This window comes from Streptomyces sp. NPDC051109 (assembly GCF_044455885.1).
Classification (GTDB): domain Bacteria; phylum Actinomycetota; class Actinomycetes; order Streptomycetales; family Streptomycetaceae; genus Streptomyces.
Genome location: NZ_JBITFF010000001.1, coordinates 144,518 through 157,084, shown reverse-complemented (window position 1 = coordinate 157,084; position 12,567 = coordinate 144,518). Strand labels below are relative to the sequence as shown.

Annotated in this window: 14 protein-coding genes; 9 read left to right on the top strand and 5 right to left on the bottom strand. The window is 73.4% G+C overall.

Annotated features, from left to right (window positions below; genetic code table 11):
- Positions 1-6 precede the first annotated feature (6 nt).
- Complete coding sequence (gene cynR / locus ACIBAD_RS00680) at positions 7-894, bottom strand: transcriptional regulator CynR (protein ID WP_398903408.1); 888 nt, start codon at positions 892-894, stop codon at positions 7-9.
- 123 nt (positions 895-1,017) lie between these two features.
- Between cynR and ACIBAD_RS00675 the strand changes: the two genes are divergently transcribed.
- Complete coding sequence (locus ACIBAD_RS00675; protein ID WP_134068008.1) at positions 1,018-1,638, top strand: carbonic anhydrase; 621 nt, start codon at positions 1,018-1,020, stop codon at positions 1,636-1,638.
- A gap of 53 nt (positions 1,639-1,691) precedes the next feature.
- Positions 1,692-2,162 carry a cyanase gene (cynS, locus tag ACIBAD_RS00670; protein ID WP_134068007.1) on the top strand — a complete coding sequence of 157 codons (471 nt, stop codon included), beginning with the start codon at positions 1,692-1,694 and terminating at the stop codon, positions 2,160-2,162.
- Positions 2,163-2,194: 32 nt separating this feature from the next.
- Here cynS and ACIBAD_RS00665 read toward each other — a convergent pair whose 3' ends face one another.
- Positions 2,195-3,046 (bottom strand): LysR family transcriptional regulator, encoded by an 852-nt coding sequence (locus ACIBAD_RS00665; RefSeq protein WP_398903405.1) that lies wholly within the window; start codon positions 3,044-3,046, stop codon positions 2,195-2,197.
- Between the two features lie 94 nt (positions 3,047-3,140).
- On the opposite strand from ACIBAD_RS00665, the gene ACIBAD_RS00660 reads away from it, so the two are divergent.
- A complete protein-coding gene (locus tag ACIBAD_RS00660; RefSeq protein ID WP_134068005.1) occupies positions 3,141-3,872 on the top strand; it encodes an SDR family oxidoreductase in 732 nt (243 codons plus the stop codon).
- A 73-nt stretch (positions 3,873-3,945) separates the two neighbouring features.
- Here ACIBAD_RS00660 and ACIBAD_RS00655 read toward each other — a convergent pair whose 3' ends face one another.
- Positions 3,946-4,926: a winged helix-turn-helix domain-containing protein gene (locus ACIBAD_RS00655; protein WP_208329046.1), complete on the bottom strand. Its 981-nt coding sequence runs from the start codon at positions 4,924-4,926 to the stop codon at positions 3,946-3,948.
- 147 nt (positions 4,927-5,073) lie between these two features.
- Between ACIBAD_RS00655 and ACIBAD_RS00650 the strand changes: the two genes are divergently transcribed.
- Positions 5,074-6,015: an aldo/keto reductase gene (locus tag ACIBAD_RS00650; RefSeq protein WP_398903953.1), complete on the top strand. Its 942-nt coding sequence runs from the start codon at positions 5,074-5,076 to the stop codon at positions 6,013-6,015.
- A 42-nt stretch (positions 6,016-6,057) separates the two neighbouring features.
- Here the strand turns inward: ACIBAD_RS00650 and ACIBAD_RS00645 are convergent, their stop codons facing one another.
- Positions 6,058-6,705 carry a hypothetical protein gene (locus ACIBAD_RS00645; protein ID WP_398903403.1) on the bottom strand — a complete coding sequence of 216 codons (648 nt, stop codon included), beginning with the start codon at positions 6,703-6,705 and terminating at the stop codon, positions 6,058-6,060.
- A 132-nt stretch (positions 6,706-6,837) separates the two neighbouring features.
- Between ACIBAD_RS00645 and ACIBAD_RS00640 the strand changes: the two genes are divergently transcribed.
- The 5 genes from ACIBAD_RS00640 to ACIBAD_RS00620 all read left to right on the top strand — a co-directional run bounded on the left by ACIBAD_RS00640 (position 6,838) and on the right by ACIBAD_RS00620 (position 11,096).
- A complete protein-coding gene (locus ACIBAD_RS00640) occupies positions 6,838-7,515 on the top strand; it encodes a response regulator transcription factor (RefSeq protein ID WP_398903401.1) in 678 nt (225 codons plus the stop codon).
- Positions 7,516-7,636: 121 nt separating this feature from the next.
- A complete protein-coding gene (locus ACIBAD_RS00635) occupies positions 7,637-9,013 on the top strand; it encodes an ATP-binding protein (protein WP_398903951.1) in 1,377 nt (458 codons plus the stop codon).
- 145 nt (positions 9,014-9,158) lie between these two features.
- Entirely contained in the window at positions 9,159-9,386 is a 228-nt protein-coding gene (locus ACIBAD_RS00630; protein WP_134068002.1) for a hypothetical protein, read from the top strand.
- On the top strand, positions 9,383-10,309 hold the full coding sequence (locus ACIBAD_RS00625) for a sigma-70 family RNA polymerase sigma factor (RefSeq protein ID WP_398903398.1): 927 nt from the start codon (positions 9,383-9,385) through the stop codon (positions 10,307-10,309). The genes ACIBAD_RS00630 and ACIBAD_RS00625 overlap by 4 nt, the downstream gene beginning before the upstream one ends.
- Entirely contained in the window at positions 10,293-11,096 is an 804-nt protein-coding gene (locus ACIBAD_RS00620; RefSeq protein ID WP_134068000.1) for a hypothetical protein, read from the top strand. Before ACIBAD_RS00625 ends, ACIBAD_RS00620 begins: the two co-directional genes overlap by 17 nt.
- A gap of 62 nt (positions 11,097-11,158) precedes the next feature.
- Here the strand turns inward: ACIBAD_RS00620 and ACIBAD_RS00615 are convergent, their stop codons facing one another.
- Entirely contained in the window at positions 11,159-12,460 is a 1,302-nt protein-coding gene (locus ACIBAD_RS00615) for a serine hydrolase domain-containing protein (RefSeq protein WP_398903396.1), read from the bottom strand.
- Positions 12,461-12,567 lie beyond the last annotated feature (107 nt).

Genomic DNA, 12,567 nt, shown 5'->3' with positions numbered 1-12,567 from the left:
GATGGTTCAGGGGTGCGTCCACTGCCGGGCGATCGAGGTGAAGGCGCGGACGACGGCGCTCTCGTACGCGCTCTCGCGGCGCAGCAGGACCACGGTCCGCGCCGGGAGGGCGGGCGTGAGCGGGACGGGGTGCAGCGGGGTGCGGTCGCGGGTGAGGGCGTCGGGGAGCACCGTGGCCAGCCCGGTGCGCCGGACGATCTCGGTGAGGGCGCTGATGGAGTCGGCCTCGACCGCGATCCGCGGTGCGACGCGGTGCCGGCGGAAGTACGCGTCGACGTGGGCCCGCGTGGCGAAGTGCCCGCTGAGCAACGCGAGCGGACAGGCGGGGAGTTCGGACACGGGCAGGGGTTCGGTGCGGCCGGCGTGCGGGTGGTCGGGGCCGACGACGAGCCCGAGGGTCTCGGTGAAGAGGTCGGTGGCGCCGATGCCGGGCAGATGAGCGCCCGAAAAGGCGATGCCGAGGTCGAGGGAGTCGTCCAGTAGCGCCGACTCCAGCTGCCCCTGCGTCATCTCCTTGACGTCCAGGGTGATTCCGGGATGGCGGGCATGGAGTTCCGCGGCGAGGGGGCCCAGGAGGTACGCGGTGAAGGTCGGGGTCGTCGCGAGGCGCAGGCTGCCGCGGGACAGGTCCGCGACGTCCAGTACGGCCCGTTCGGCGGCGGCCAGGTCCTGAAGTGCGCGGCGCGCGTAGGGGACGAAGGTTGCGCCGGCGTCGGTCGGCCGTACGGAGCGCCCCGTACGGTCCAGCAGCTGGACGCCCACGGTCCGCTCCAGCTGTTTGATCTGCTGCGACAGCGTGGGCTGCGAGATGTGCAGCTCCTCGGCTGCGCGGGTGAAGCTGCCGTGCTCGGCCACGGCCAGCAGATAGCGGAGGTGCCGCAGTTCCAGGGGCATGGAAGCAAGTATAGATCTCAGCAATAGCGATCATGCTCAGCATGTCTTGGACACTATAGACACAGGTCATGCATGGTGGATCTCGTCAGCCCGCCCGGGCAGGCACCACCGAAGGGAGTGACCGTGCACGACCTCAGCGACGGCCTCGCGCACTTTCAACAGGACGTCTTCCCGGCCAAGGCGGAGCTCTTCGCCCACCTGGCTACCACCCACCGGCCGCAGACGCTCTTCATCGGCTGCTCCGACGCCCGCGTCGTCCCGGAGCTGATCACCCAGCGGGAGCCCGGCGAGCTGTTCGTCATCCGGACCGCCGGCAACCTCGTACCGGCCCACACGGAGGGGGTGGACGGCGGGGACGGCGTCGCCGCCAGCATCGAGTACGCGGTAGCCGTCCTCGGCGTGAGCGACATCGTGGTCTGCGGACACTCCGCCTGCGGCGCCATGACCGCGCTCGCCGCCGGACAGGACCTCGCGGAGCTGCCCGCCATCGCCCGCTGGCTGCGCCATGCGGCCCCCGCCGGGGCCCCCGCCGGGGCTTCGGCCGACCCGCCGCCGCGCGAGCTCGGGGCCCTGGTCCGCGCCAACGTCGCCGCGCAGCTCGCGAACCTCGCCACGCACCCCGCGGTGGCCCGCGCCCTGGCCGCCGGGACCCTCACCCTGCACGGCTGGGTGTACGACATCCCCACCGGCACGGTCGAGCGGATCGACCCGGCCGTCGGCCGGTCCGCCGCCCTCGCGTCCTGAACGCCCTGCCGGCCGCCCCCCTGAACCCACCCCACCCCGTAGAGGAACCTCCCGTGATCCACGCCCAGTTCGACCCCTCCGCCCGCCAGGCCCTGGCCGTCGCCGCCGTCGACGCCAAGACCCGCAAGGACCTCTCCTGGCAGCAGATCGCCGACGCGGCCGGCCTGTCCGTCGCCTTCGTCACCGCCGCGGTGCTCGGCCAGCACCCCCTGCCCGCGGCCTCCGCCGAGGCCGTCGCCGAGCTCCTCGGCCTCGACGCCGACGCCGCGCGGCTCCTCCGGACCATTCCGACCCGCGGCTCGATCCCCGGCGGCGTCCCGACCGACCCGACGATCTACCGCTTCCACGAGATGCTCCAGGTCTACGGCACCACCCTCAAGGCCCTGGTCCACGAGCAGTTGGGCGACGGCATCATCAGCGCGATCAACTTCAGGCTGGACGTCAAGAAGGTCGCCGACCCGGACGGCGGGGAGCGCGCCGTCATCACCCTCGACGGCAAGTACCTCCCCACCAAGCCCTTCTAGCGACGGGTGGCGCCCGGCCGGGCGGGTGGGAGCTACCGGAGACGTGTCGCAGTCCGGATGAGGTCGGCGACGGCTCTGGACCGGCTGTGCGGCGGCCAGGCGATCACGGTGGTGACGGTCGGGGCGTCCAGCACGGGCACGGCGGCGAGGTCGTCGTGCAGTTGGGCCCGGCACGACTCCGGTGAGACCGCACAGGCACGGCCGAGCGCGACGAGCTGCAACAACTGCGCATGGTTGCGGACCTGCGGGCCGGGGCCGGGCGGGTAGGTGCCGTCGGGGGCGGGCCAGCGCGGGAGGGGCAGGCCCGGCAGTCCGGTGATGTCGGCCATGTGCACATGGGGCCGGGCGGTGAGCGGATGCCCGGCCGGCAGGACCACAACCTGACTCTCCGTGCTGAGCTCTTCGGTGTCGAATCCGGCCGTCGAGTCGAACGGCCGGTGCAGCAGCGCCACGTCGGCCCGGCCATCGCGCAGGAGTCGTTCCTGCTCGGCCGGACCGCACAGGATGACGTCGACGGGGACCGCGCCGGGTTCGGCGGCGTACGCGTCGAGCAGTCTCGCCAGCAGTTCCCTGGACGCGCTGGCCTTCGTGACCAGGACCACGCCGGGGCGGCCGGTCACGGAAAGGGCGGCGCGGCGGGTCCGACGCTCGGCGGCCTCGACCGCGTCGAGGGCCGCCCGGCCCTCGTCCAACAGCACCGAGCCGGCCTCGGTCAGCGTGACGGTTCGACTGGTCCGGTCGAACAATGCTGCCCCGAGTCGGCGTTCGAGCTGCTGGATCGTCCGTGACAAAGGCGGCTGCGCGATCCCGAGCCGCTGCGCGGCACGCCCGAAGTGCAGCTCTTCGGCGACAGCGACGAAATACCGCAGTTCCCGTGTCTCCATCCGGCCACGCTATCCCGGATCAATACCCTGACGGTATCGTTGCCCACCCGATCGGTCTTGGACGCCGCCGAGACCCGAAGGCAGCATCGTCCTCATGACTGAACGGACGATCGCGCTGGTCACCGGCGCGAACAAGGGAATCGGCTACGAGATCGCCGCGGGCCTGGGCGCGCTCGGCTGGAGCGTCGGCGTCGGCGCCCGGGACGAACGGCGCCGAAGCGCCGCGGTGGAGAAACTGCGCGCCGCCGGCATCGACGCGTTCGCCGTACCGCTGGACGTGACCGACGACGCGAGCGCGACCGCCGCCGCACGGCTGATCGACGAACAGGCCGGCCGCCTCGACGTGCTCGTCAACAACGCCGCCATCACAGGCGACATGCCACAGGAGCCCACCCGGATCGACCCCGCCACCATCCACACGGTCGTGGACACCAACGTCATCGGCGTCATCCGCGTCACCAACGCGATGCTGCCGCTGCTGCGCCGCTCCGCCGCACCACGGATCGTGAACATGTCCAGCAGCGTCGGCTCCCTCACCCGGCAGTCCGGACCCGCCGGCGAGCAGACGACAGGTCCGGTGTCCGCGGCGTACGCGCCGTCGAAGACGTTCCTGAACGCCGTCACCCTCCAATACGCCCGGGAACTGAGCGGTACGAACATCCTGATCAACACCGGCTGCCCCGGCTACGTCGCCACCGACCTCAACGGCTTCCGCGGCGTGCGCACCCCCGAACAGGGCGCGGCGATCGCCATCGAACTCGCGACCCTGCCCGACGACGGCCCCACAGGACAGTTCTTCGACGAAGCCGGCCCAGTGCCCTGGTGATCCCCGCGAGACCGCACAGCGTTCCGACCTGGCCGGCTGGGCCGAGCCGGGCCGCCATGCGCTCGCTGACCGCCTATGACCACCGACCCCTCGCATCATGCGTGGAGGTGGACGCTTCGAGGAGTGCCTCGGCGACCGCGGTGCGCGCGTACAGCACCGAGCGGCCCGCCCGGTGCGCGCTGGCCAGGCCCGCGTCGCGCAGCGCCGTCAGGTTCTGGGACACCCCGGCCGCCGACAGCCCCGTACGGCGGGCCAGTTCGGTGGTGGAGGCCGGCGCCTCCAGCTCCGTCAGCAGCAGGGTCCGGGTACGGCCGAGCACCGCGGCGACGGCATCCGCCCTCGCGGTCGGCGGCCGGGACGCCCACAGCGCGCCGACCCCGCGCGCCGGGTAGGCGATCTGCGGCGGATCCGGCGGAGTCATCCGGGTCAGCAGTCCCGGCCCGAGGAAGGCAGAGGGCACCAGCAGCAGCCCCCTGCCCGCCATCTCCCGGGTCAGCGGCCGGGTACGGCGCACCAGGCTCAGCGCGTTCTCATCCCAGCGCACCGCGCTGTGCAGCTCGTTGATGACCTGGCCGGCGCCCTGCTCGGCGGCCTGCCGGGCCCGGTGGAAGACATCGGCCTCCAGCACGGAGCGGATCCGCGCCCAGTACGGGGCGAGTGCCAGCTTCCAGTACGCCTCGACCTCGTGCGCCAACCGCGGCAGGCGGGCCGGGGGATCCGCGTACAGCGCCCGTGCGCGGGGGCCGGGCGCGCCCTGGTGGTGGCGCAGGTGGTCGAGGTTGCGGCGAACCGTCTCGGCGGGCGCCGCGACCAGTCCGGCCAGCTCTGCCGCCAGGGCGGGGGCCGGTCCGGCGGGCGCGGGATTGAGGAAGTGGGGCACGTACTTCGAGGACGGGATCAGCTCGGCGAGCCACCCCCGGTCCAGCCCGGCGGCCGCCAGCCGGGGCCGCACCTGCTCCGCCCAGGGCCGGTACACGGGCGACAGGCTCCCGTCGTCCAGCAGCCGACGGAAGCTGGTCACGACCTCCCAGAGCGGCGAGACGGCGAACCTCATCTGTGCCAGATCGCCCGCCGAGAACGCCAACTCCGCCAGCGGGACCACCCCTTGGATTCACACATGCCCGAATCAATGGCCCCGACCCTACCGCCCGCAGATCATTCCGGCATGACCTCCACCACCTCCACGACCTCCACCACCTCCATGACCTCCACCTCCTCCGCGACCTCCATGGCGTCCACACCGCCCCTGGCAGTCACCGCGGCCGCCTCCGGCACCTGGCGGCTCGGCGACCTCGAAGTGAACCGCCTCGGCTTCGGCGCGATGCGCCTGACCCAGAACGGCCCGGCTTTCGCCCCCGGCGCCACCCCCGGCGACCGCGGCCGGGCGATCGCCGTCCTGCGCCGCGCCGTCGAGCTCGGCGTGAACCACATCGACACCGCCGCCTTCTACTTCTCCCCGCTGCGCTCCGCGAACGAGCTGATCAACGCGGCCCTGGCCCCCTACCCGGACGACCTCGTCATCGCCACCAAGGTCGGCCCGGGCCGGGCCCTGTCGGGGGAGTTCCTGCCGCACGCCACGCCCGGGCAGCTGCGCGGCCAGGTCGAGGAGAACCTGCGCCAGCTCGGCCGCGACCACCTCGACGTGGTGAACCTGCGCATCGTCGGGACCGATTCGATCGCCGAGCGCTTCGGCGTCCTGGCCGAGCTGCGCGAGGCCGGACTCATCCGCCACCTCGGCCTGTCCAACGTACAGCCCGAGCACCTCGCCGAAGCCCGGGCCATCGCGCCGGTGGTCTGCGTACAGAACCTGTACGGGCTCGGCGCCCGGCCCGAGCAGGAGGCCTTCCTGCGCACCTGCGGGGAGCAGGGGGTCGCGTACGTGCCGTTCTACTCGATCGCCGGCGCGGGACGCGAAGCGGGCGCGAGCGGCGCCGAGCATCCGGAGGTGCTCCGCGTCGCCCGCGCCCACGGGGTGGGCACCGCCGGGATCCGGCTGGCGTGGACCCTGCACCGAGGACCGCACGTCCTGGCCATCCCGGGGACGGGGAACCCGGACCACCTGACCGCCAACGTGGCCGCGGCCTCCCTGCGCCTGTCCGGTGAGGACCTCGCCGTCCTGGACTCCGTGGGCCGCGACGACTGACGGCCGGGGCGGTGCGCGCCCCGGCCGTCACACCCGGCACCGTCAGCGGGGGCCGGCCGGCCCCTTCCCGGCGACGGTGTTGCCGGTGACCGCGCCGTCGGCGCCGGCCAGGGTCACCGCGTGCCGGACCCCGTCCGGACCGAGGACGACGGCCAGCCAGGCGCTGCCGCCGCCCTGCTGGGCCACGGCCCGCAGCGATTCGAGCTTGCCGCCCTCGACGGCGGCGGTGGCCTTTTCCACGGCCTGCGCCGCCGGCAGTGCGGGCAGCGGCACCGGGGCGGCCTTGGCGGAGCCGTCCGCCCGGCCAGCCGGACCGCGGCCCGCCGGCCCGCGGCCGCCCGGGAACGCGCGGTCGCCGTCGACGACCTCGGGCTCGCCGCCCTTGCGCGGCATCGGGCCCTCCCACCCCTCCATCGGCTCCTGCCCGGGCCCGTGCGCACGGACCTTGGCGGCGAAACCGCCCCGCATGTGGTCCCCGTGGCCGTGACCGTGTTCGGCCACGGCGACCGCCGCCAACCCGCCGCCGATCACGACGACCGCCCCGAGGGCCACCCATCTGGTACGGCCCTCACGGGCCAGCCGGACCAGCCGGCCGCGGCGGCCCGCCGCCGCACCGGTCGCGTCGGCCGCGGCCTTGGCCTCGCCCTGGCCCGCGGGCGGCTCGGTGGGCTGGGGACTGGACTGAGTCATCGACATGCTCCTCGCGTTCTCCGAGCCGTCTGCCCGGCTCGGCAGATCCTGCGCGCCGGAAGCTGAAGCCCTGCTGAAGCCGGCTGAAGACCTCTTCAGCAAGCGGCCGACGCGACCTGAGAACCTGTCCCCATGCGCGTACTGGTGGTCGAGGACGAACGGCGGCTCGCCGCCGCCCTCCAGCGGGGTCTGCGGGCCGAGGGCTTCACCGTGGACGTGGCCCACGACGGCCCGCAAGGGCTGTGGCTGGCGGGCGAGCACGACTACGACGCCATCGTGCTCGACATCATGCTGCCCGGACTCAACGGCTACCGGGTCTGCGCCCGGCTGCGCGCGAGCGGCTGCGAGTCGGGGATCTTGATGCTCACCGCCAAGGACGGGGAGTACGACGAGGCCGAGGCCCTCGACACCGGCGCGGACGACTTCCTCTCCAAGCCCTTCTCCTACGTGGTCCTCGTCGCCCGGCTGCGCGCCCTCATCCGGCGCACCGGCCGCCGCAGCCCGCAGATCATGGAGTTCGGCGATCTGGTGGTCGACCCGGCCCGGCAGCGGTGCACGCGGGCCGGCACCGAGGCCCGGCTGACCTCGCGCGAGTTCGCGGTCCTCGTGTACCTGGCCCGGCGGGCCGGAGAGGTCGTCCCCAAGCGGGAGATACTGGAGCACGTCTGGGACGCGGCGTACGAGGGCGACCTCAACGTCGTCGAGGTCCACGTCAGCGCCCTGCGCCGGAAGATCGACGCACCCTTCGGCCGGGCCGCCGTGGAGACCGTCCGCGGCGCGGGCTACCGGCTGGCGGCCGACGGTGGCTGAACGCGGCACCGGCAGCGCCGCCGCCCGTTTCCCCGGCCGCCTTCCCCGGCGCGCCTTCGGCCAGATCCGCGACCTCGCGCGGGGCCCGCGCCCGGAGTCCGTACGCGGCCTCGCGAGGCGGCTGCGCCCCCGGTCCGTCCGCGCCCGGGCCACGCTCGGCGCCTCCGCGGTGGTCGCCCTGGCCCTCGGCGCCGCGTCCTTCGCCCTGCTCGGGATCCTCGACGGCAACCTGATGAGCGACGCCCAGGCCGCAGCCGAACGCCAGGCCCTCTCCACCGCCGGGCTGGTGGCCGCGGGCGGCCGGTTCGACTCCGTGGTCACCCCCGGGCGCGGCGCCGACTTCGTCCAGGTCGTCGACGCCCAGGGCCGGGTCCTGGCGGCGAGCCCCAACCTCGCCGGCCGCCCCGCCCTCTCCCCGGCCCGTCCGGGCAGACCGGGCACGGTCCGCGACACCTGGAAGGAGGGCCCGGCGCGCGGCGACCGGCGCCACCGCGTCGTCCAGGTCACCACCGTCACCGCGGACGGGCTGGTCACCGTGTACGCCGGGACCTCCCTGCGGGAGGCCGACACCGCCGACGACGTCATCACCGGTGTGCTCGCCGTCGTGGTTCCGCTGCTCGTGCTCACCGTGGCCCTGGTCACCTGGAGGGTGACCGGCTGGGCGCTGCGGCCCGTCGAGGCGATCCGCGCCGAGGTCGCCGCGATCAGCGACCGCGACCTGCACCGGCGGGTGCCGGTGCCGAAGAGCCAGGACGAGATCGCCCGGCTCGCCGCCACCATGAACGCCACGCTGGACCGGCTGGAAGCCGCCGGGATCCGCCAGCGCCGGTTCATCGCCGACGCCTCCCACGAGCTCCGCAGCCCGATCACCGTGCTCCGCACCCAGCTGGAGGTCGCCCAGGCACACCCCGACCCGGCGCTGTGGGGCGAGCTGGTCAGCGGGGCCCTGGAGGACACCGTACGGCTGCAGGACCTCGCGGCCGACCTGCTCCTGCTGGCCCGCCTCGACACCGGGGAGGCGCCGCCGGACGCCTCGGTCGACCTGGCGGACGTGGCCCGGGAGGCGGCCCGTTCGCGTCGGCGGGACCGGATCCCCGTGGACATGGAGATCGCTCCCGAGGCCGTCGTACGCGGCAGCACGCTGTGGCTCTCCCGGCTCGTCACCAACCTGCTGGACAACGCCCAGCGCCACGCCGACCGGCGGGTCCAGCTGGTGCTGCGCGTCGACGCGCCCCGGCGCACCGCCGTACTGGAGGTCCGGGACGACGGTCCCGGCATTGCGGCGGCGGACCGGGAGCGGGTCTTCGAGCGGTTCACCCGCCTCGACGACGCCCGCAGCCGCGATGAGGGCGGCTCGGGCCTGGGCCTGGCCATAGCCCGCGACATCGCCACTCGCCTGGGCGGATCCCTCACTGCCGAGGACGCGCCGGCCGGCGCCCGCCTGGTGGCCAGGATCCCCCTGGAACCTGACGGAAGCGGGGCTGACACCGGGTTCTGATTGTTCCCCGTTCTGCTTTTTTCGCACCTGTCCAACTCTGTTCACTCCATGCTTGCTTCGGCTCCTGAAGGGGGGCGTGGCAACGCCATGAGCCGCATCCCGGACAGACACCAACCAGGCGCAAAAGCAGCCAGAGGACGGCGCGATGAAGAACAACCGGATGATCGTCACCGTGGTGGCGCTCTTAGCGATCTTCGCCTTCAGTGTGGTGATGGTGGTGGCGGGACAGCCCGTCGCGGCGATCACCGCCCTGATCCCGTCGGTCGCACTGGGAGTGCAGCAGATCGTGCAGGCGGGCACCGGGGTGGCCGAGAGCCGCCGCGAGCGGGCCGCCGCACAGGTGCCCGACCGGGACGAGGAGCCGCGGGGATGAACCTCCACTCCGCACCCCGGGACGTCCCCCAGGGCCGGCGCGGCAAGCCCGGCCGGCCGCTGGGTCCCATCGTCGAAGGCACCGGACCGGCGCACCGCGCCTGGCTGGAGCCGCTGCGCGAGGCCATCCACGGCAGGGGAGTGACGCTGGACGAGCTCCAGACACGCACCGGCCGGGACAAGGGCCACATCTCCGAACTGCTGCGGGCCGTCGGACGCTACCCCCGCTGGGTGTTCGTCCGTACGGTGCTCCTCGCGCTGGAGCGGCCCGGCCTTCCGTACGACACGATGCGGCTGCGCTGGGTGATCGCGGCCCAGGACATCGGCAAGCGCACCTCGTGGATCAAGGACTGTCTCCACGAGGGCGGCGCCCGCCACCGCACCGCGACCACTTCGGCCCCGCTGGACTTCCGGGCCTTCCAGCAGATGCACCGCCCGCACTACACCAGCTACGCCTCGGCGTTCCTGCGCCGGGGCGGACTGGTGGAGAAGGCGGTCGACGACGTCTTCACCCTCCTGCTGATGCTGTGGCACGACGCACTGGCCAGCGAGAACCCCGAGCGGTTCGCGTGGCCGATGCTGCGCCAGACCGTGCTCGAACGCGCCCCGAAGGAGAACGGCCGCCCCTCCCTCGTCGAGGCCGCCTTCGACACGGTCGCCCTCGACTTCGCCCCCGACCCGATCGGGCAGGTCGAGGAGTCGATGGCCCTGTTCCGGGCCGTCGGCGAACTCGCGCCCATGCAGCGGGACGTCATCGTCCTGCTGTACCTGTGCGGACTGGAGGAGGCCCGGGCGGCGGACGAACTGGGCGTCTCCCCGGCCTCCGTACGGTCCACCGCACGGCACGCCAAACGCAATCTGCACGCCGCCCTGTACCCGGACACCACCACCGAGGAGGAGGTCTCCGGTGACCTCGACCATTGACCAACTGCTGGCCCGCGCCCGCCTCCACACCACTTCGCACGCACCCGCCGACATCGCGGACACCGGCGGCGCGCCCCACCACGGGACGGCCGTCCGGTCGCCCGGCGCGGCGCCCGGCGAACCGCGCAGGGACATGCGGGGAGCCGCCCGCGACCTCCAGGCCCTGTGCGAGACGGCCGTCACGGGCACCGCCGTCACCGCACTCGGCGACTTCCTCACGCACAAACTGCCCCAGCCCTCCGGGGCCCGCGTCCTCGGCTGCATCCTGCTGCTCACCGACGCCGAGGACTCCGCCCGCTTCTGGTGGCAGTACGCGGCCGGCGCAGGGGACTCGATCGCCTCGTACTGCCTGTACCTCCACCACCTCGCGCTCGGCGAGAACCACGAGGCGGTCTGGTGGCGCCGCCAGACCGCCCCGACCGCCACCGGGCAGGCGGCGGACGCACCGGGAGCACCGGCCCCGTCGGGCGCGCAGGACGCGGCCACGGTGGTCTTCGACGGCGCCGAGCGCGACCTCGCCGCCGATGCGAGCCTGCCCACCACCCTGCGCGTCCTGCGGGCGCTACGGCCCGGCGGGGCCGGGACCAGGCGCGGCGCCGGTACCGTCAAGGCCGTCATGGAGTACGTGTCGGCCGCCGTCAGCTACGTCGACGACGATCTCGAACTTCCCCTGCCCGACCCGGACTTCACCGACCGCATCCGCGATCTGACGGCAGCGCCCGGCCGCCCGCCGAAGCCGGGCCCCCGTACCCCGCCCCGCCTACCGCCCCGCCTGCGGACTACGTGATCGGGTGGCAGGTTCGTCACCCGCTCGCTCTCCCGCACCGAGGCCGCGGGGATCGGCGGGGGTCAGCGCGAGCCGTGCTCCGGCAGGTCCTGCTCGGCCGGGGCCGCGGTCAGGGCCGGGAGCAGCGCGAAGCTGCGCTGGGCGGGGGCCGCCGACGGAGCCGCGGGCGGCGCCGGGGTCTTCTTCCCGCAGAACGCGCCTTCGAGCGTGCCGCCCAGTGCGGTGTTGGCCTCGCCCTTGTTCGAGGTGTTCGCCACCGCGGCCAGGCTGCGCTTCCCGTCGCGGGTGCTGAACGCGTACGTGTAGAAGCCCTGCACCGTGCCGGTGTGCCCGTACACCGAGGTACCGCACGACAGGTCGTAGCGGCGCAGGCCCAGCCCGTAGAAGCGGGTCTTCGCGGCGTCCGTCGGGGTCATGGTGAGCATGGCGTCCAGCATGCCCGGCGCCAGCAGCTTGCCGCCGAGCAGCGCGGACGTGAAGGTGTTCAGATCGGCCGCGTTCGAGATCATCGCACCGGCCGACTGCGCCCAGGACACCGTCTGCTCGGTGGAGTCGACCAGCGGCGCCCCCGCCTCGTCCGGGTGCAGGTAGCCGTGCAGGTGCGCGCCCTTGATCACCGTCGAGGGGTGTACGTACGAGGTGTTCTTCAGCTTCAGCGGCTTGATGATGCGGCGCTCGTACTCCTTGGCCACGCCGTGTCCGGTCGCCTTCTCGATGAGCATGCCGACGACCACGAAGTTGGTGTTGGAGTACTGGTACGAGACGCCCGGCTCGGTCGTGCGCGGCTCGCGCAGCGAGAGGGCGACCAGCTCCTGATACGTGAAGACCTTGTTCCGGACGGCCTCGAACCCCGGCACGGTCTTGTCGAACATCGCGTTCGTGTAGTCCGACAACCCGCTGCGGTGGGTGAGCAGGTGACGCACCGTGATGCGGTCGTCGGGCAGCAGGCCGGGCAGGTACTGGTTGACCGGGGCGTCCAGGCTCAGCTTCCCCTCCTCCACCAGCTGGAGCAGTACGACGCTGGAGAACGTCTTGGTGACGCTGCCGATCCGGAAGCGGCCGTTCACGTCCATGGCCGCGCCGGTGGTCCGGTCCTGGACGCCCACCGCACTGGTCAGCGGCGCACCGGAACCCGTGATGCGGACCATGGCGCCGGGGGCGCCGACGGCGGTGGTGTTCTTCAACGCCTGCGTCACGGCCTCCATATCGGGCTTCGGTGCGGCCGCCGCGGCAGCGGCCTGCGCCGCCGTCGGGGCGGAGAACGGGTTCGCGGCCGCGTGGGCGGCGGTCGCCGGCACCCCTGCGGCCACGACGGCGAGCAGGGCGGCACTGAGAGTCAGGCGTCGGTCGAGAGGTAGGCGCACGTTGTTCCTCAACTACGGGTAACGGAAGGGGTTTAGCTGTCGCAGTCGCGAACTCGCCGCCGCGGGGCGGTCAAGTCCGCGGGCTGTGATCGTACGTGCCCCCCGGG